General features: G+C 72.6%; 16 protein-coding genes. 9 read left to right on the forward strand and 7 right to left on the reverse strand.

The genetic code is table 11. The features are described from left to right. Positions 1-128 precede the first annotated feature (128 nt). On the forward strand, positions 129-1,553 hold the full coding sequence (locus ACFVQ0_RS08600) for a PAS domain-containing protein (RefSeq protein WP_390085942.1): 1,425 nt from the start codon (positions 129-131) through the stop codon (positions 1,551-1,553). Between the two features lie 52 nt (positions 1,554-1,605). Here the strand turns inward: ACFVQ0_RS08600 and ACFVQ0_RS08605 are convergent, their stop codons facing one another. Further along, positions 1,606-2,361: an SIS domain-containing protein gene (locus ACFVQ0_RS08605; RefSeq protein WP_390085944.1), complete on the reverse strand. Its 756-nt coding sequence runs from the start codon at positions 2,359-2,361 to the stop codon at positions 1,606-1,608. Between the two features lie 208 nt (positions 2,362-2,569). Here ACFVQ0_RS08605 and ACFVQ0_RS08610 point away from each other — a divergent pair, with 208 nt between their 5' ends. Then, positions 2,570-3,262: a metal-dependent transcriptional regulator gene (locus ACFVQ0_RS08610; RefSeq protein WP_073732829.1), complete on the forward strand. Its 693-nt coding sequence runs from the start codon at positions 2,570-2,572 to the stop codon at positions 3,260-3,262. Between the two features lie 555 nt (positions 3,263-3,817). Further along, positions 3,818-4,747 (forward strand): alpha/beta fold hydrolase, encoded by a 930-nt coding sequence (locus ACFVQ0_RS08615; protein ID WP_390085946.1) that lies wholly within the window; start codon positions 3,818-3,820, stop codon positions 4,745-4,747. A 37-nt stretch (positions 4,748-4,784) separates the two neighbouring features. Here the strand turns inward: ACFVQ0_RS08615 and ACFVQ0_RS08620 are convergent, their stop codons facing one another. The 3 genes from ACFVQ0_RS08620 to ACFVQ0_RS08630 are packed head-to-tail and all read right to left on the reverse strand — an operon-like array spanning position 4,785 to position 7,998. Further along, positions 4,785-6,443 carry a transporter gene (locus ACFVQ0_RS08620; RefSeq protein WP_390085948.1) on the reverse strand — a complete coding sequence of 553 codons (1,659 nt, stop codon included), beginning with the start codon at positions 6,441-6,443 and terminating at the stop codon, positions 4,785-4,787. Beyond that, positions 6,440-7,288 carry an ABC transporter ATP-binding protein gene (locus ACFVQ0_RS08625; RefSeq protein WP_390085950.1) on the reverse strand — a complete coding sequence of 283 codons (849 nt, stop codon included), beginning with the start codon at positions 7,286-7,288 and terminating at the stop codon, positions 6,440-6,442. The genes ACFVQ0_RS08620 and ACFVQ0_RS08625 overlap by 4 nt, the downstream gene beginning before the upstream one ends. Positions 7,289-7,341: 53 nt before the next feature. Next, a complete protein-coding gene (locus ACFVQ0_RS08630) occupies positions 7,342-7,998 on the reverse strand; it encodes a bifunctional DNA primase/polymerase (RefSeq protein ID WP_390087719.1) in 657 nt (218 codons plus the stop codon). A 323-nt stretch (positions 7,999-8,321) separates the two neighbouring features. Between ACFVQ0_RS08630 and ACFVQ0_RS08635 the strand changes: the two genes are divergently transcribed. Further along, positions 8,322-9,704, forward strand: coding sequence for a transcriptional regulator (locus tag ACFVQ0_RS08635; RefSeq protein WP_390085952.1), 1,383 nt, complete (start codon positions 8,322-8,324; stop codon positions 9,702-9,704). 200 nt (positions 9,705-9,904) lie between these two features. Then, complete coding sequence (locus ACFVQ0_RS08640) at positions 9,905-11,389, forward strand: hypothetical protein (protein ID WP_390085954.1); 1,485 nt, start codon at positions 9,905-9,907, stop codon at positions 11,387-11,389. Positions 11,390-11,431: 42 nt separating this feature from the next. On the opposite strand, the gene ACFVQ0_RS08645 is transcribed toward ACFVQ0_RS08640, so the two are convergent. Continuing rightward, positions 11,432-12,712: an ABC transporter substrate-binding protein gene (locus tag ACFVQ0_RS08645; RefSeq protein ID WP_390085956.1), complete on the reverse strand. Its 1,281-nt coding sequence runs from the start codon at positions 12,710-12,712 to the stop codon at positions 11,432-11,434. Positions 12,713-12,886: 174 nt separating this feature from the next. Between ACFVQ0_RS08645 and ACFVQ0_RS08650 the strand changes: the two genes are divergently transcribed. Further along, positions 12,887-13,333, forward strand: coding sequence for a hypothetical protein (locus ACFVQ0_RS08650; protein WP_024494606.1), 447 nt, complete (start codon positions 12,887-12,889; stop codon positions 13,331-13,333). Between the two features lie 28 nt (positions 13,334-13,361). Next, positions 13,362-14,240, forward strand: a complete 879-nt coding sequence (gene purU / locus ACFVQ0_RS08655; RefSeq protein WP_390085958.1) for a formyltetrahydrofolate deformylase — start codon at positions 13,362-13,364, stop codon at positions 14,238-14,240. A 42-nt stretch (positions 14,241-14,282) separates the two neighbouring features. Here purU and ACFVQ0_RS08660 read toward each other — a convergent pair whose 3' ends face one another. Together ACFVQ0_RS08660 and ACFVQ0_RS08665 are read right to left on the reverse strand one after the other, a co-directional pair. Then, positions 14,283-15,539 carry a zf-HC2 domain-containing protein gene (locus ACFVQ0_RS08660; RefSeq protein WP_390087721.1) on the reverse strand — a complete coding sequence of 419 codons (1,257 nt, stop codon included), beginning with the start codon at positions 15,537-15,539 and terminating at the stop codon, positions 14,283-14,285. Positions 15,540-15,652: 113 nt separating this feature from the next. Further along, positions 15,653-16,249 (reverse strand): RNA polymerase sigma factor, encoded by a 597-nt coding sequence (locus ACFVQ0_RS08665; RefSeq protein WP_390085960.1) that lies wholly within the window; start codon positions 16,247-16,249, stop codon positions 15,653-15,655. A gap of 387 nt (positions 16,250-16,636) precedes the next feature. Here ACFVQ0_RS08665 and ACFVQ0_RS08670 point away from each other — a divergent pair, with 387 nt between their 5' ends. Both ACFVQ0_RS08670 and ACFVQ0_RS08675 read left to right on the forward strand, forming a co-directional pair. Then, positions 16,637-17,005: an STAS domain-containing protein gene (locus tag ACFVQ0_RS08670; RefSeq protein ID WP_073733163.1), complete on the forward strand. Its 369-nt coding sequence runs from the start codon at positions 16,637-16,639 to the stop codon at positions 17,003-17,005. 94 nt (positions 17,006-17,099) lie between these two features. Then, positions 17,100-17,621, forward strand: coding sequence for an EF-hand domain-containing protein (locus tag ACFVQ0_RS08675; RefSeq protein ID WP_390085961.1), 522 nt, complete (start codon positions 17,100-17,102; stop codon positions 17,619-17,621). Positions 17,622-17,625: the final 4 nt, after the last annotated feature.

Here is a 17,625-nt window from a genome sequence, read left to right on the forward strand (position 1 = left end):
CGCTCCGGGGCCGCACAACCGAATTAACGGGCCACTGATTTCGGTGAAGTCGCTGTGTGCTGGGTCACGTTCGAGTTCAATGGTGTGACGTGCGGTAATGCCGGACACGTCCTGCAGGGGGTACGGGGATGAGTGCTTCCAGGAGCAGCGGAACCACCGACGCTCTCGGGCCCGAGGAAGGCCCGGAGGGGCGGCCGGGACCCCCGGAGGCGCAGGTGGACGGGCCGGCGGCGATTCCCGGCTCCGAGCTGCTGGCGGCCCTGCTCGACGGGATGGACGCCGCGCTCTGCGCCTTCGACGCGGACGGCACCGTCACCCACTGGAACCGCGAGGCCGAGCGGATTCTCGGCTGGTCCGCGGCGGAGGCCGTCGGGAAGCCCGGATTCGCCGGATGGGCGGTGCGGCGGGCGGACGCGGGCGAGGTCCAGGGGCGGCTGATGGCCGTCATGGACGGGCCGGGGCGGCAGGTGCACGAGTTCGCGCTGCTGCGCAAGGACGGCGGCCGGGTGCTGGTGCGGACGCAGTCGGCCGGGGTGCGCGGCGCGGACGGGAAGCCCGCCGGGGTGTACTGCGCGTTCAGCGAGGTGCACGCGCAGATCGATCTGGAGCGGGCCATCGCGCTGAGCGAGGCGCTGTTCGAGGACGCGTCGTGGGGGGTGGTCCTCGTCGATGTGGACCTGCGGCCGACCGTCGTCAACGCCCACGCCGCCCGCGCGCTGGGCGGCGGCCGCACGGCCCTGCTGGGACGGCCGCTGGGCGAGCTGATCGTGCAGGGCGTCGAGGACCTGGAGGGCGCGCTCCAGCACGTGCTGGCCGCCGGGGACCCGCCCGCCCCCGTCGAGCTGTGGGTGACGCTGCGGACGGCGGAGGGCAGCCGTCGGCGCTGCTGGCGCAGCGGCTTCGTGCGGCTGGCCTCGCCGCTCGCGGAGGAACCGGTGCCGCTCGGCGTCGGCTGGCTGTTCCAGGACATCACGGCGGCGAAGCTGGCCGCCCAGGACGCGGACCGGGCGCGCTTCCGGTCGAACCAGCTGCACCGGGCCTCGCACTCCGCGGCCGAGTGCGAGGACCCGATGGAGGCGGCGACCACCTCGCTCGACTACGCGCTCGCGGGCTTCGCGGACCACGCGCTGATCGACCTGGTGGCGGGGGACCGGCTGGTCCGCGCCGCCGCGACGCCGTCGGACGCGCCGGGCCCGTGCCTGCCGGTGGCCGGTGGCGGCATCCCGCTCCGGTACGTACCCGGCCACCCCGCCCTCCAGGCGGTGGACCGCACGGGCTCGGTACGGGCCACGGCGGGGGCCGGGGAGGCGGGGGAGTGGGCGGCCGGGCGGCAGTGGCCGGCCGACTCGGTGCACGCCCTGTGCGCGGTGCTGCGGAGCCGGGGCCGGACGCTGGGCGTGGTGACGTTCCTGCGCTCGGCCCACCGCGCCGCCTTCGAACGCCCGGACGCGGTGTACGCGGAGAGCGTGGCGGACCGCGTCGCGGCGTCGGTGGACCTGTACGAGGCGCTGAGGGCCGCCGACTCCGGCACTTCCGGCCCGTCCGGCGGCTGAGGACGCGCGGGCCCCGTCCGCCGACGGCCCCGCTCACCCGCCGCCGGGCGGTTCAGTGCCGGTAGAAGATCCGGTCCGCGTACTGCGCCATCACGCGCCCGTTCCACTCATGGCCGCCGTCGACGTTCCCGGACCGCAGCAACGGCGGCTCCACGCCCCGCTCCAGCAGCCGCTCCGCGGCCGCCGCCATCATCGCCTGCATCACCGCACTGGTGACCACCGTGGAGGCGGGCGCGAACGGCGCCTCGATGCCGTCCACGTTCAGTTCCGCGTCACCGATCGCGATCTTGCTGTCCAGCACGATGTCGCAGTGGTCGCGCAGGAAGCCGCCCGAGCTGTGCCGGGACCGGGTGCCGTCCGCGTACGCGACCGAGGTGACGCCGATGACCTTCAGGCCCAGCGCACGCGCGTTCATCGCCATCTCCACCGGCAGCGCGTTGCGCCCGGACAGCGAGATGATCACCAGCACGTCGCCCGGCTTCGCGGGGCTGGAGTCGAGGACCGCGCCCGCGAGGCCGTCGACCCGCTCCAGCGCGGAGCCCAGGGTCGCCGGCATGACGTCGACCCCGAGGGCGCCGGGGACGGCCATCAGGTTCATCAGGGCGAGGCCGCCCGCGCGGTAGACGACGTCCTGGGCGGCGAGCGAGGAGTGCCCGGCGCCGAAGGCGAAGAGCCGGCCCCCGGCCTCCACGGTGTCCGCGATGGCCGCACCGGCTGCCGCGATGTTGCCGGACTCCTCGTCGCGCACCCGCTCCAGCAGGCCGATCGCTGCGTCGAAGAACTGACCGGCCAGCTTGCTTTCGCTCATCTGAGGAGGGCCTTTCCGGCGGGGTGGAGGTGACCAGGGGCGTCCGTACCGCCGATCACGTTGCGGTCTGGACCAGTGACATGTCAATACCGCACGGGGCCCGCGCGGCCGGGCCCGATGGGCCTCATCGGACCGACGAGGCACGGTTGTCAGCGGTATGCGTCAGAATTGGGTGAGGGCCAGCGCACGATTGCATCGAGGGGCACGAATGTCCGGACTGATCGACACAACGGAGATGTATCTCCGCACCATCCTCGAACTTGAAGAGGAAGGCGTGGTCCCCATGCGCGCCCGGATCGCGGAACGGCTGGACCAGAGCGGTCCGACGGTCAGCCAGACGGTGGCCCGCATGGAGCGCGACGGCCTGGTTCAGGTCGCGGGCGACCGCCATCTGGAGCTGACGGACGAAGGGCGCCGGCTGGCGACCCGGGTGATGCGCAAGCACCGGCTCGCGGAGTGCCTGCTGGTCGACGTGATCGGCCTGGAGTGGGAGCAGGTCCACGCAGAGGCCTGTCGGTGGGAACACGTGATGAGCGAGGCCGTGGAGCGGCGGGTGCTGGAGCTGCTGCGCCACCCGACGGAGTCCCCGTACGGGAATCCGATCCCCGGTCTGGAGGAGCTGGGCGAGAAGGCCGAGGCCGATCCGTTCCTCGACGAGGGCATGGTGAGCCTCTCGGATCTCGACCCGGGCGCCGAGGGCAAGACCGTGGTGGTCCGCCGGATCGGTGAGCCGATCCAGACGGACGCCCAGCTGATGTACACGCTGCGGCGGGCGGGCGTGCAGCCCGGTTCCGTGGTCAGCGTGACGGAGTCGCCCGGCGGGGTGCTGGTCGGCAGCAGCGGAGAGGCGGCGGAGCTGGATTCAGAGGTGGCGTCGCACGTCTTCGTGGCCAAGCGCTGACTCCTCAGCTCCCCAACCCCTCCACAATCCCTCCACTTCCGTTTTTCCGTACGGAACAGCAGCGCCCGGAGGGATCGCGTGCCAGGCTGTGCCGGTGGGATTACCTGAGAGTGTCCGCCGCCCGGCCGCGCGGCCGGGGAGGGGAGCAGGGTATGCGCCCGTCGTCTGTGCGTGTCCGGCCCGCGCCCGGGCCTGCGTACAGGCCTGCGCACGGGCCTGCGCACCGGAGGGGACGCGCGTCCACGGCCGCTTCCGGCCCCGGTCAGGGGCCCCGTGAACGGCGGATGGCCCCGGCGCCTCACGGCACCGGGGCCTGTCCTCCCCTGCTTCCGACCTGGAGCCCCGAGCTCTTCAGGTCGGTCCCTGCGGGCCCTCATCCCCGAGTGGCCCGCCTCCCGGAGAAAACCTCCCCTCCCCGGCCGACGTCAATCCTTGGAAGCGGTCACTCGAACGAGCGGTGTTGCGTGCCGGAACCCAGTTTTCGAATAAGAGTTCGATAGTCTGCTGGTACGCGACCACACGGTGATCGAGGGACCAGAAGGGGGTGCCAGAACTATGGTGCGGCGCATCGATGTAACCGGAACCGACGGCGTACGCCTCGCGGCCTGGGAGTTCGCGGATCCGCCCAAGGAGCGCGCGGAGAGCGAACGCGCCCCCGGTGTCTTATTGCTCCACGGGCTGATGGGCCGGGCCTCGCACTGGGCCTCCACCACCCGCTGGCTCGCCGAGCGGCACCGCGCGGTCGGCCTCGACCAGCGGGGCCACGGCCGCAGCGAGAAGCCCGCCGAGGGCCCGTACACGCGCGACGCCTACGTCGCAGACGCGGAGGCGGCGATCGAACAGCTCGACCTCGGCCCCGTGACCCTCGTCGGGCACGCCATGGGAGCGCTCACCGCCTGGCAGCTCGCGGCCAAGCGCCCCGACCTCGTCCGGGCCCTGGTCATCTGCGACATGCGGGCCTCCGCGCTCGGGGCGGCCTCGCAGCGGGAGTGGGAGGACTGGTTCACGTCCTGGCCGGTGCCGTTCGCGACGCTGTCCGACGTACGGAAGTGGTTCGGCGAGGACGACCCCTGGGTGGAGCGGCCCAGCCCCTCGCGCGGCGAGTTCTTCGCCGAGGTGATGGCCGAGAGCGCCGACGGCTGGCGGCCCGTCTTCTCCCGCCGCCAGATGCTCCAGTCCCGCGCCACCTGGGTGTTCGAGGCGCACTGGGAGGAGCTGGCCCAGGTCGGCTGCCCGACCCTGGTGCTCCGGGGGCTGGACGGCGAGCTGGGCCGGGCGGAGGCCCAGGAGATGGTCCGGGTGCTGCCGCGCGGGCAGTACGCGGAGGTGGCCGACGCCGGACACCTCGTCCACTACGACCAGCCGGAGGGCTGGCGGTCCGCGGTCGAACCCTTCCTGGACCAGCTGGCAGAGGACGACCGCGACGACAGGGACGACCGCGACGACAGGGACGACCGGGACGAGCGGGAGCCGGTGGCTCCGTAACGCTTCCGCCCGCCCCCGCCCCGGCACCCGCCCCTCGTCACCCCTTGCTGACCGCCGCCAGGATCTCCGGCAGCCGGTCCGCGGTCCGGGGCGCCGCCACCCGCAGCCCGGCCCAGGCGAGCAGCGCCCCGTACACCGCACCCGCCGGCAGCAGCACCCACAGCCACTCCTGCGCACCCGCGACCCGCAGCCAGATCGTCGCCGCGATCACCGGGGCGCACAGCAGCGCCGCGGAGACCATGCCGCCGAAGATCGACATCCAGGCGAGCCCGGCCTGCCCGGGCGCCACGTTCTTGAACGCGCCGTCCTGCGGGATCGAGTACGGCAGATTCGCGGAGGCCACCGCGCCCGTCGCCAGCATCGCGCCCAGCAGCGCGAACGACAGCCCCATGACCCCAGGCAGCTGCTGCCAGTCCCCGAGCAGCGCACAGGTCAGCACCGTCACCAGGATCGTGTACGGAAGGGTGATCAGCAGCAGGGCCAGCGCCCGCGCCCGCACCTCCAGGTACGCGTCCCGGGTCGAGGAGATCGTCATGGCCACCATCCAGAACGCGGAGGTGTCCTGCCCGAACTGGTTGTACATCTGGATGCCGAGCATCCCGGCGGCGAAGCAGGCGAAGTAGACGGAGCCGGTGCCCTGCAAGGCGTTGAGCAGCGGCACGATCAGCCCGATCGCCAGCGCCGTCACCCACGCCGCCTTGGTCTTCGGGTCCCGGGCGACGTAGCGCAGGCTGCGCTGCATCACCGGGCCGGTGCGCCCCTCCGGGAGCAGCGCCCAGACCCCGGAGCCGCGCGAGCCGGACTTCTTCCGGTTCGGTTCGGCCGCGGCGAGCGTCGAGCCGTCCGGCGCGGTCATCAGCTTCACCAGGCTGCGCTGCCACAGCCACACCAGCAGGGCCAGCGCCGCCACGGAGAGCAGCAGCTGAACGGTGGCCCGGCCGTACGAGCCCTGGGACGCGGAGTGCACGGAGCCGATGGCCGAAGCGGGCGGCAGCCAGCGCACCACCTCCGCCGCCGGGTCCAGCGCGGAGAGGCCGCCGGCCTGGCCGAGCCGCTGCGCGCCGAAGTTGACGGCCTGGATGCCCACGGCGATCACCAGGCCGCTGAGGACCGCCAGATCGCGGCCCTTGCGGGACGTCAGCAGCCGGCTGTTGGCCGTGGCGACGGTCCGCGCCAGCGCCACGCAGACCAGCAGGGTGAGCGGGGCGGCCAGCACCGCGAACACCGTCGCGCCCGCACCGTGGGCCAGCGCGATCACCGAACCGGTGGTCAGGCAGAGCGTGAACAGCGGGCCGATGCCGACCAGCGAGGACGTCAGCAGCGCGGTGATCAGGGGCCTCGGCCGCAGCGGCAGCATCACCAGACGGCTCGGGTCGAGGGTCTCGTCCCCGTCGGAGAAGAACAGCGGCATCACGGCCCAGCCGAGCGCCACCACCTCGGCCAGCAGGACCACGAGCGATTCCGCGTGGGCGTTGCCGCGCAGCGCGAGCAGCGCGATGAGCTGGCCCGCGGCGATCAGCAGGGTGACGACGACGGACGTGATGTACGCGGCCCGCCGCCCGGAGGACTGCCGCAGCCCGTTGCGCAGCAGCGACAGCTTCAGCCGGACGAAGACCGGGACCAGGGCCGTACCGCCCATGGCGCCCGCGGCGTCCGTCCGGGGCCCGGATCCCGCCGGGGCGTCCAGCACGCTCATCGGGCACCGCCCAGCCAGTCCAGGGCGTCGCCGTCGTCCCGGCCGCCCGCGCCGACGAGCTCCAGGAACGCGTCCTGGAGGCTGGGCGCCTCCCCGCGCACCTGCGCCAGAGTGCCCTGGGCCCTGATGCTGCCGGCCGCCATCACGGCCACCCAGTCGCACAGCGACTCGACGAGCTCCATCACATGGCTGGAGAAGATGACGGTCGCCCCGGAGCGGGTGTAGCGCTCCAGCACCTTGCGGATGGTCTGCGCGGAGACCGGGTCGACGCCCTCGAACGGCTCGTCCAGGAAGAGCACTTCGGGGTTGTGCAGCAGCGCCGCCGCGAGCCCGATCTTCTTCCGCATGCCGGTCGAGTAGTCGACGACCAGCTTGTGCTGGGCGCCCGCCAGGTCGAGTACGTCCAGTAGCTGGGTGGCCCGGCTGTCCGTCTCGGGCCCCGGCAGCCCGCGCAACCGGCCGGTGTAGCCGAGCAGTTCACGTCCAGAGAGGCGCTCGAAGAGCCGCAGGCCCTCGGGCAGCACACCGATCCGGGACTTCACCTCGACCGGATCGCGCCAGACGTCCCGGCCGCCGACCTCGATCCGGCCCATGTCGGGGCGGAGCAGCCCGGTGACCATGGACAGGGTGGTGGTCTTGCCCGCGCCGTTGGGGCCGACCAGACCGATGAACTTGCCCGCGGGCAGCTCCAGATCGATTCCGGCCACCGCCGTCTGCTCCCCGAACCGTTTCCAGAGCCCCTCCACGCGCACCGCGGGCGGTGCCACCCGCGGCGAGTCCGCTTCGGCCGTCCGCGCCGTCTGCGCTGTCTGCTCTGTCCTGTCCGTATCGTGCCGGTCCGGCATGGTGCACGCCCTTCGAAGTCCCCGTGTGTGGGGGCCACCCTACGAAAGGCGGGCTACGTCCGGCGGGTCCGCGCGTCAGCCGCTTCCCGGCCGCAGGCGTAGGCGAGCGGGCTGATCAGCTCCTCCACCTCGGGCAGCCAGCGGTTCGCGGTGGTGGGGCGGCGCGCCCACTGCACGGAGCCGCTCCCGCCGACCCGGGTCGGCGGCGCCGTCACGTACTGGCCCTCGCCGCAGCTTCGCAGCCCGATCGCGGGGGCGCTCCAGCCCAGCCGCTGTACCAGCGCGTCGGCCTTGGCGGCGGCGCCCGGCAGTACGAAGAACTGCATCCGGCGGTCGGGGGCGCGGGTGACCGGGCCCAGCGGCAGGCTGAGGCGCTCCATCCGGGCGAGCGCCAGGAATCCGGCCGACTCCGGTACGTCGATCGCGTCGAAGGTGCGGCCGGTCGGCAGCAGGATGGACGCCCGGGGCTGCCGCTCCCACATCCGGCGCGCCGCCGCACCACTGCCGGTGGCCAGGCCCGCCCAGTCGGCCTGGGTGGGGTGCGCGCCGGGAGCCGCGCACCGGCCCTCGCCGCACGAGCACCGCTCCACCCCGTCGGCCGGCTCCAGCCAGGTGCCGGGGCACACGTCCCAGTTGCGCTCGTCCGCGTACCGCACGGCGGCGTCGAGCAGCGGCTCCGCACGCTGCTGGGGGACCGGCGCGGCTTCCATGACTCCGATGGGCTCTTCCACGCACAGCACAACTCCCGCCACCACCTGGGGTTACGGGCGTGACGTGCGCGGTTGGGGGCCGTTCCGCTCCCGCATACGGGGCGCATCGATGCATGGACGGGGGCGCGCGGTAGGCGTCACGGCGAAGGAGGGGTAACCAGATACGGGAATTCCGGCACAGTTCGACTCGCATCTTAGAGCGCTTGCTGTGACGAAAGATGCAAGACGTCGTGAAAGTGACCAACACGATGAATCGGCGCATTTCTCAGGCATATGTCGGGCAGTGATCCCGCAACCATCACCGCGGCCTCAGGGGGACAAACATGGCAGCCAGGCCTCTCGTCGCACGCCAGCCGAACGAACGGCTGCAAGCGCTCATTCAGGAAGCCGGATGCTCCAACGCGGGCCTGGCCCGCCGCGTCAACATGGTCGGTGCCGAACGCGGCCTCGACCTCCGATACGACAAGACCTCGGTCGCCCGCTGGCTGCGCGGACAGCAGCCGCGCGGCAGGGCGCCGGGAATCATCGCGGAAGCACTCGGCCGCAAGCTCGGCCGTACCGTCACGATCGACGAGATCGGGATGGCCAACGGCAAGAACCTCGCCTCCGGTGTGGGCCTCCAGTTCGCCCCGACGGTGATCGGGGCGATCGAGCAGGTCTGCGAGCTCTGGCGCAGCGACGTCGGCCGCCGGGACTTCCTCACCGGCTCTGCGGTGGCCTCCTCCGCACTGGTCGAGCCCAGCCGGGACTGGCTGATCAGCGGTGCGGACCCGCAGGTCGCACGGGCGGCCGGGGCCCGGGTCGGCATGCCGGACGTGGAGGCGGTGCGGGCGATGACGGCCGCGCTGGTCGACCTCGACCACCGGTTCGGCAGCGGCCATGTGCGGCCCGTCCTGGTGCACTACCTCAACAGCGTGGTCTCCGGGCTGCTTTCCGGCGCGTACCGCGAATCGACCGGGCGGCAGCTGTTCGCGGCGGTCGCGCGACTCACCGAACTCGCCGGGTACATGGCGATCGACACGGGTCAGCCGGGGCTCGCCCAGCGCTACTACATCCAGGCGCTGCGCCTCGCCCAGGCGGCCGGTGACCGCGCCTACGGCGGCTATGTGCTGGCCGCGTCGATGAGCCATCTCGCGGCCCAGCTCGGCAATCCGCGCGAGATCGCCCAACTGGCCAGGGCCGCGCAGGAGGGTGCGCGCGGACGGGTCACGCCGAGGGCGGAGGCGATGTTCTACGCCGCGGAGGCACGCGGCCACGCCCTCCTCGGGGACGCCGGCACCTGCCGTTCCGTGGCGAGCCTGGCGCAGGCGGCCCTGGACCGCGCGGACCCGGACAGCGGTGACGATCCCGACTGGATCGCGCACTTCGACCACGCCTACCTGGCCGACGAACTGGCGCACTGTCACCGCGATCTCGGCCAGGCGGAGTCCGCCGCGCGCCGGGCGAAGGAGTCCCTGGACGGCCACCCGGAGTCCCGGGCCCGCCGCCGGGGCATCGGCCTGGCGCTGCTGGCCACGGCTCAGGTGCAGCTGCGCGAGGTGGAGCAGGCCTGCCACACCGGGACGCGGGCGATGGAGCTGCTCGGCTCGGTGCGCTCCAGCCGGGGCGCGGAGTATCTGGAGGACCTCCAGCAACGGCTGGTGCCGTACGGGGACGAGCCCGCGGTACGGGAGTTCGGGGCCCGGCTGGAGCTCCAGGCGGCATGAACGGAGGGTGCGGCCGGAACCCGCCACGGTGTCCGAATCGGGACGATCGGGCCGGCCGACCCCATTAACTGCGTCTTAAGGCCGCTGAGCGTTACAGCCGCTGTGAAGGGGTGGTGAGCGACCTCACGCGCTTGGCGAAGGGCGGCCGGCACCCGGTAGCGTGAGCCGACGATTCCATAGGTTCACACGTAGGAGTCCCGGTGACACAGAGCGGACAGGGCGACGAGCAGCAGCTCCCTGCTGTACGACCCGCACACGAGGGTGTCGTGCTGCCCGCGGGTGGCGGCGAGCCCTGGACGCCGGGGGCGCCGGCGAACCAGCCCGCCCCGGCGGAGGGCCAGCCGTGGGGCCAGCCCTGGGGGCCGCAGGCGCCGCACCAGGACGCCGCGTCGCAGGGCCAGTACGGGCAGCAGGGCGGCGGACCCGCGTACGGGCAGCAGCACGGGCAGTACGACCAGGGGCAGCAGCAGAACCCGGCGTACGGCCAGGGCCAGTACGGGCAGGGTCAGCAGGGCCACCAGGGATCCTCCTACGGCCAGCCGCAGCCGCTGCCGCCCGCCCAGCCGCAGGGCCCGTACGCCCAGCCGTTGCCCCCCGAGGCCGTACCGGGCATGGGCATGAACACGGGCGGGGACTCGGACGCCACGCAGTACATCGCTCCGGTGCCCTCCGGCCCCGCGCCGGGCGGGCTGCCGCCGGAGAACCCCGCGGAGTCGACCCAGTACCTGGGCCAGGGCCGGTCGCAGGCGTACCAGCAGCCCCCGCAGGGCGGCCAGGACGCCGACGCGACCCAGTACATACCCCCGGTGCCCGGTGGAGCCCCGTACGGGATCAGACCGGGCACGCCCGGCGAGCGGCCGCCGCCCGCCGAGTTCGACAACCTCTTCCGCAGCGACGAGCCCGCGGGAGCGACGCAGCAGATGCCCCGGTTCGACCCCGGGCAGCAGTCCCCGCAGTACCAGGGCCCCCCGCAGCCCCAGCAGTCGTACCAGCAGCCGCCGCCCCCGTACAACGGTCCGGAGGACGGGTCGGCGGGTGACGGGCGCGAGGAGCGGCGCAAGCGGCCCGCGCACGTCCCGCTGATCGCCGCGGTCGTCGTCGGCTGTGCGGTGATCGGGCTCGGCGCCGGTGCGCTGCTGAGCGGTGGCGACGACGACAAGGACAGCAAGGAGCCGGTGGCCTCGGCGAGTTCACCCGCCGCCCAGCCCTCCAGCAAGGCCGCGCCCGACCCGGCGAAGCCGCAGGCGGAAGCGCTCGACAAGCTGCTCGCCGACAGCAACAACAGCCGGGCCGCCGTCATCGGCGCCGTCGAGAAGACCAAGACCTGCACCAACCTCGACAAGGCCGTGTCGGACCTCAAGGGCGCCGCCCAGCAGCGCCGCGACCTGGTCACCCGGCTCAAGGGCCTCTCGGTCGACAAGCTGCCGAACAACGGCGAGCTGACCGCCTCGCTCACCAAGGCCTGGCAGGCCTCCGCGTCCGCCGACGACCACTACGCCGCCTGGGCCGCGCAGGCCAAGAGCAAGAAGGTCTGCAAGCACGGCAAGGCCCGTACGACCCCGCAGACGCAGGCGGCCAACGCGCAGAGCGGCGAGGCGAGCAAGGCCAAGCGCGAGGCGTCCAAGCTGTGGAACACCATCGCGAAGAAGTACGGCCTGACCGAGCGCGAGGCGACCGCGCTCTGAGCCCGGCGACCGGCTCGGGGGACGGGCGCCCCTCCGCCCGTCTCAGCCGGTCGCGCTCGCGTCCGACAGGGTCTTCGTCACGTCGACGAAGCCCTTCTTGTCGGCGACCAGCTTGCCGTCGCGCACCACCTGGAACGTCACCTTGCTGTTGACGATGCGCGGGTACGAGTCCGAGCCGATCATGTCCTCGTAGCGCCAGCGCAGTTCGGGGGTGAGGCCGCCGGTGTCGACCCGGATGCCCTTGTTGAGGGCCTTGGTGACCTTCCCCGCGGTGATCACCGGCTCGTCCAGCGACTCGACGATCGACTTCAGCGCGGTATAGGCGATCCAGGTGGTCTGCACCCCCGTGTCGTCCGGGTCGATCCGGTTGTCGCCGAAGGCGTGCTCGCGGATCACCTGCCGCATCCGGTTCCAGCGGGCGTCGCCCGCGTCCGGGTACCAGCCGGTGACGTACGCGCCCTCGAACGGGCTGTCGCGGCCGCCCGTGCGGTCGATGAGCGGCTGGCCCACGCTGCCGAGCACCGAGGAGATGCTGACCGCCGCGGCCGCCGGGGCCAGCCGCCGGAAGGAGTCGAAGAACGTCTCGGTGCGGTCGCCCAGTACGGCGGTCACGCAGCCGCCGGCCGCGCCCGCCCCGGCGAGTGCCTGCCCGGCCGCGCTGTCGTAGGAAGTGGCCGTCTCCGACGCCCGGATGTCGGCGGGCGCGGGCCGGCGGGCCTCGGTGAGGCCGGTCTTCAGGAGCCAGGACTGCCCGTCGCCGCCCAGCGTGTCCGGCCGCACCAGCGAGACCCGCTCGCAACCACGGGCCAGCTGCTTGGCGTTGCCCGCCAGCAGCGCGAACTGCCCGCCGGTCACCGGGTAGGACATATAGCTGCGGAACTCCTCCTCGGAGGCGCCGTAGCCGCCGATGTACGGAATCCCGGCCACCTCCAGCGGTGCCATGAACGCCCGCCCGTACCGGCTGTACGAGCCGACGACCGCGACCGCCTTCTCCTCGACGGCCCGGCGGGCGCAGCGGCCCGCGCCGATCGAGGTGTCCTGCTCGTCGCAGGTGACGACGCGCAGCTTGTGGCCGTCGATCCCGCCGCTGCCGTTGATCCAGCGCGCGTACGTCTGCGCCATGGCGGTCATGCCCGCCATGTCGGCGCTGTCCGGGCCGGAGGCGCCGCTCGGCGCCCAGGTGACGACGGTGACGGGCTCCCTGGAGTCCCCCGAGGCCCCAGGGAGCACACCGCAGCCGGTCATCAGCAGGGCCCCTGCCGCCACTGTGCCGATGAGCGGCCTGATAGGGCGGGGAAGAGTGGGGCGCTGCCGTCCGGTCATGGGCCCTGACCCTTCCCGGCCCCGGGTAACGCCGCAGTGTGGTCCGTTCAACGCTCGGTGACATCCGGGTGAATTACAGGGGGCCGCACGGGAGGCCGGAAAGGGAACGTACGATCGACAGCTGTGCAGCAAGGTTCCGAGAACACTTCCCGTCGCGGCCGTCGCTCCTCCACCATGGGCGGCATGCCGCTCAACGACATTCCGTGGTGGCGCTGGCGCAGCAACGTGCGCTCGGCGCTGCACATGCTCTCCGACCCCGTCTTCCACCACGAGTGCTGGCTGGCCGGCCGGGAGGGATACGGCGACGTCACCGACGCCGTGTACCGCCTGGTCGAGGACACCTGGCTCGACAACTGGTCCGCCGAGAAGTACGTCGGCACGGTCTTCCGGGACTCCGGAGAGGCCGCCCTCGTGGACGTCGCCGTGCTGCGGGTGCTGCGCATCATGCACCAGGTCGGCGCGGACGCCCCTGTCTCCGCGTACCTGGAGCACCACGGCTGGCCGGAAGCCGTCCGGGCCGCCCGCGAGGCCCATGTGCTGCTCGCCTCGAACGACGGCGAGGACCCGGACGTACCGCCGCGCTCGCTGGACGTGCTCCGCATCATGACCAGAACGGCCTGAGATCCGGGCGGTGTGGCACCCTACGGGAATGACCGCGCCGCAGCCTGCTGACACCGTCCCCGAGCAGTACGTCCTCACGCTCTCGTGCCCCGACAAAAAGGGCATCGTGCACGCCGTGTCGAGCTATCTCTTCATGACCGGCTGCAATATCGAGGACAGCCAGCAGTTCGGGGACCACGACACGGGTCTGTTCTTCATGCGGGTCCACTTCTCCGCGGACAGCCCGGTGACCGCGGAGAAGCTGCGGGCGAGCTTCGCCGCGATCGGTGACTCCTTCCGGATGGAGTGGCAGATCCACCGCTCCTCCGACCGGATGCGGATCGTGCTCATGGTCAGCAAGTTCGGCCACTGCCTGAACGACCTGCTGTTCCGCTCCCGGACCGGGGCACTGCCGGTCGAGATCGCGGCGGTCGTCTCCAACCACACGGACTTCGCCGAGCTCGTCGCCTCGTACGACATCCCGTTCCGGCACATCCCGGTGACCAGGGACAACAAGGCGGAAGCCGAGGCGCGGCTGCTGGAGCTGGTCCGTGAGGAGGACGTGGAGCTGGTCGTGCTGGCCCGCTACATGCAGGTCCTCTCCGACGACCTCTGCAAGCAGCTGAGCGGCCGGATCATCAACATCCACCACTCCTTCCTGCCGAGCTTCAAGGGCGCCAAGCCGTACCACCAGGCGCACGCCCGTGGCGTGAAGCTGATCGGCGCCACCGCGCACTACGTGACGGCCGACCTCGACGAGGGGCCGATCATCGAGCAGGAGGTGGAGCGGGTGAGCCACGGCGTCACGCCGGACCAGCTCGTCGCCATCGGACGCGATGTGGAGTGCCGGGCCCTGGCGCGCGCGGTGAAGTGGCACGCGGAGCGGCGCATCCTGCTCAACGGCCGCCGCACGGTGGTCTTCCCCTAGGGCCTGTCGTCCTGGCGCCGTCGCTCAACTGCCGGGCCCGGCTCACAGTCTGCTGAGCGAGGCCGCCGCGTAGAGCACGTCCTCGATCGCCTCACGGTCACCGCGCTGACCGGCCGCCGTCTCCACCGGCGGTACGTGGCCCGCGAGCAGCTCGCAGAACTCGGCGCCGTCCAGCGCGACCTGCGCCACCGTGTGGTCGGGGGAGCCGACCGCCGCCGGTGAGTCCAGCGCGATGTACCAGTCGCCACCGCCCAGGCCCTCGACCTCCAGGTGGAGCGAGCGGCCCGGGGCACCTGCCATCACCAGATCGCGGGCCGGACCCGCGAGCCCGGCCCGTCGCCGTCCGGCCAGCGCGGCGGGCAGCATCCGGACCGCCAGATCGATCATCCGGTTGAGGTGGGCCGCGGAGGGCGTCTCGTACGGGTAGTCCACCGCCCTCGCGATATCGCCGCCGTGCACCCAGCACTCGAACGCGCGGTCCACCAGGGCGTCCTGCAACGGCAGCGCGAAATCGCCGTAGGAGACCGAGAGGTCCGAGACGCCGCGGCCCGCGAACGACACCGTGCGGATGAGCGTGTGGCTCTGCTCGCGCCACGGCTCACGGACGGCACGGGTCGGCGGCAGCCGCGCGGCCGACCAGTACCTCTCGGTACGGGCGGTCGGCGCGAGGACCGGTCCCGGGCCCCGGCGCGGGGCGCCCGGGACACTGTCGGCGAGCGGGTCGTCGAGTCCGAGAGCGGTGCTGACCAGCCCGTCGACCGTCAGCAGGTGACCGATCACCCCGGCGACCGTCGTCTTGCGGTGGGCCAGGCGCTCGCCCTCGAACCACTTCAGCCGCACCGGGGCGTGCCACTCGGAGGTGCCGATGTCACGCAGCAGTGCGTCGAGGCGGGCGGTCTCCGCGTCGTACGGCGCCGCCCAGTCGGGCACCGGGATCTGGGCCGGCCGTCGGCTCAGGCAGTTGTCCAGCACCCGGGTCCTGAGCAGCGGATCGAGGTCCAGGCTGCCGTCGGTGTGCAGCAGCCCGACCGCGTCGCGCAGCCGCAGTGCCTCGTCCGCGCAGGGCGCGCACTCCGTGAGGTGCTCCTCCACGGCCTCGGTCTCCTCGGTGGAACAGGCGGACAGCGCCCACGCGCCGAGGAGCGCCTTCAGCACGCGGTGCGGGAGCACCAGGGCCGGCGGCGGGGCCGACAGTGGATTCGGCGGCGGGTTCGGCCGGTTGCCGGACTGGTCCGGTTCCGGCTGCGGCGGTACGGATTCCGGCTGGGGCGCGGGTGGTGGTGGCGTCACGTGATCCATGTCGAAGTCGTCCGCCGCGGCCCGCGGGCCCGGTATCCGACGGGCGCCACGCACCTCGTCGTCCCGTCCGCCGTGCTCGCGGCCGTCACCGGCGGGTCCTTCTCCGTCGTCGGTCACAGCCGCCGCCCGTATCCGGGCGGTGAGGTGTCCTCAAGGGGCCGGGTATGGGCGGTGGAGAGCAGCTGGAGGCCGAGTCGAAGCCGGCGCCTGGCCTCGTCCTCCGTGACGCCGAGGTCGGCCGCGGTCTGCCGGTAGTCCCGGCGCTGTATGTACGCGAGCTCCAGCGCCGCCCGCAGCGGGGCGGGCATGGAGGCGACGATGTAGTCGGCACGGGCCGCCGCGGTGGCCCGGCGCACCCGCTCCTCCAGCTCGGCCGGATCCGCGCGGGCCTCGCCGTCCTCCGCGTCCTCGCGGGCCGCCGCGTCGGCGGTGCTGCGGAGCCGGCGCACGGACTGGCGGTGGGTGAGCCGGGCGACCCAGGACCGCATCGAGCCCTGCTTGGGGTCGTAGGCGTCGGGGTTCTCCCACACGTACCCGAAGACCTCCCTGGTCACCAGGTCCGCGGCGCTCTCGTCGTCGAGCATCCGGTGGGCCTGGCTGTGTACGAGCGCGGCGAACCGGTCGTAGAGCTCGCCGAGGGCGGCGGCCTCACCGCGGGCCAGCCGCTGCTGCATCTTGCGGTCCCAGCGGGGTGGTGCGTTATTGGCCATGAGACCCCCAGCCCTGTGCCCGTGACTCTGTACCCCTCGTCACACCGAATGTAGTCGGCCGCCTGGATCATGCACGCACTTTGCGGCAACTCCGCCCGCGCGAACGCCCTGGATGGTAGGGAATGCGGCCTCCGTGGCGACGGAATCAGACCTGAAGTGATCATTTCTGCCTGAAACCCTGCTGGGCCTTCATGGGGGAGGCGGTGTTTCATGGAGTGTGCGCCGGGGCAGCCGCGAGGAGGAACGCAAACTTCCGGATCGCGAATTCCCCGGAATCCCCGGAACGAGAGGCCCAGTCGCGTGACAAAGCCATCCCCTCCTGGACACGGCCTTCCGGCTGCCACGAACCACGCGGCCTGGCTCGCCCCGGAACGTTCCCGCAAGCCACTGAGCGTGGCCGAGAGCGAGCAGAGCGGCTGGACCGTGCTGCACATACGCGGTGAGCTGGATCTGGTCACCTCGCCTGCGGTCCGGCAGTCCGTCCACGACGCGGTGGCCGTCGGCCGCCACGATGTCGTGCTCGACCTCTCCGAGGTCTTCTTCTGCGACTCCAGCGGCGTCGGCGTGCTGATCGCCTCCCGCCGCCTGATGCGCTCCTGCGGGGGCCGGCTGCGGCTGATCCTGCCCGCCAGGGGCGCGGAGGACGGCTCCCACGTCAACCGGGTGCTCGCCGCTCTCGGAGTACGCCGGCTGTTCGAGGTCTACCCCGACTGGGACTCCGCCGTGGACGACGCGGCTCAGCCGCTCTCGGCCTGAAACGGTCCGTCCGGCGCCTTGGGGTGCCCGGCCTGTCACACCTCTGACGCGGGTAAATGACACGCGAACCCCGTGGGCGTCGTACGCTCCCCGCATGGACAGCGCAGAGTATGAGCGCAAGATCGCGTTCCGTTTCGCCGCCTTCGACCAGGACGGAAACGGATACATCGATCGCGCGGATTTCGACGCCGCCGCGGCCCGTCTGCTCACCGAGTTCGGTACGACGGCCCGCTGCGACAAGGGCCAGGCCCTCTACAGCGGGGCCGAGGCCTTCTGGCAGGGCATGGCGGGCATCGCGGACGTGGACGGGGACCAGCGCGTCAGCCGCGCCGAGTTCGTCGGCGGCGCGGTGAAACGGCTCCGAGACAACCCCGAGCGGTTCGCGGAGATCGCCCGCCCCTTCCTGCGCGCGGCGCTCGCCGTGGCCGCCGAGGGCGAGGACGGCGGAGCCGCGGTACCGGCCGTGGAACGGGCGCTACGCGTGCTCGGCGCGAGCCCGGACGCGGCGGCGTTCGGCGCGCAGAGCCTGGACGCGGACCACGACGGCCGGGTCGCGGAGGCGGACGCGGTGGCGGCGTTCTCCGCGTACTTCACGGTGATCGAACCCGACGCGTAGCCCT

This window comes from Streptomyces sp. NPDC057900 (assembly GCF_042887885.1).
Taxonomy (GTDB): Bacteria; Actinomycetota; Actinomycetes; order Streptomycetales; family Streptomycetaceae; genus Streptomyces.

What these genes read in the sequence shown, in the direction of transcription:
- ACFVQ0_RS08600 (WP_390085942.1), top strand. Translation starts at nt 129, where the DNA reads ATGAGTGCTTCCAGGAGCAGCGGAACCACCGACGCTCTCGGGCCCGAG.
- ACFVQ0_RS08605 (WP_390085944.1), bottom strand. Translation starts at nt 2,361, where the DNA reads ATGAGCGAAAGCAAGCTGGCCGGTCAGTTCTTCGACGCAGCGATCGGC.
- ACFVQ0_RS08610 (WP_073732829.1), top strand. Translation starts at nt 2,570, where the DNA reads ATGTCCGGACTGATCGACACAACGGAGATGTATCTCCGCACCATCCTC.
- ACFVQ0_RS08615 (WP_390085946.1), top strand. Translation starts at nt 3,818, where the DNA reads ATGGTGCGGCGCATCGATGTAACCGGAACCGACGGCGTACGCCTCGCG.
- ACFVQ0_RS08620 (WP_390085948.1), bottom strand. Translation starts at nt 6,443, where the DNA reads ATGAGCGTGCTGGACGCCCCGGCGGGATCCGGGCCCCGGACGGACGCC.
- ACFVQ0_RS08625 (WP_390085950.1), bottom strand. Translation starts at nt 7,288, where the DNA reads ATGCCGGACCGGCACGATACGGACAGGACAGAGCAGACAGCGCAGACG.
- ACFVQ0_RS08630 (WP_390087719.1), bottom strand. Translation starts at nt 7,998, where the DNA reads ATGGAAGCCGCGCCGGTCCCCCAGCAGCGTGCGGAGCCGCTGCTCGAC.
- ACFVQ0_RS08635 (WP_390085952.1), top strand. Translation starts at nt 8,322, where the DNA reads ATGGCAGCCAGGCCTCTCGTCGCACGCCAGCCGAACGAACGGCTGCAA.
- ACFVQ0_RS08645 (WP_390085956.1), bottom strand. Translation starts at nt 12,712, where the DNA reads ATGACCGGACGGCAGCGCCCCACTCTTCCCCGCCCTATCAGGCCGCTC.
- ACFVQ0_RS08650 (WP_024494606.1), top strand. Translation starts at nt 12,887, where the DNA reads ATGGGCGGCATGCCGCTCAACGACATTCCGTGGTGGCGCTGGCGCAGC.
- purU (WP_390085958.1), top strand. Translation starts at nt 13,362, where the DNA reads ATGACCGCGCCGCAGCCTGCTGACACCGTCCCCGAGCAGTACGTCCTC.
- ACFVQ0_RS08660 (WP_390087721.1), bottom strand. Translation starts at nt 15,539, where the DNA reads ATGGATCACGTGACGCCACCACCACCCGCGCCCCAGCCGGAATCCGTA.
- ACFVQ0_RS08665 (WP_390085960.1), bottom strand. Translation starts at nt 16,249, where the DNA reads ATGGCCAATAACGCACCACCCCGCTGGGACCGCAAGATGCAGCAGCGG.
- ACFVQ0_RS08675 (WP_390085961.1), top strand. Translation starts at nt 17,100, where the DNA reads ATGGACAGCGCAGAGTATGAGCGCAAGATCGCGTTCCGTTTCGCCGCC.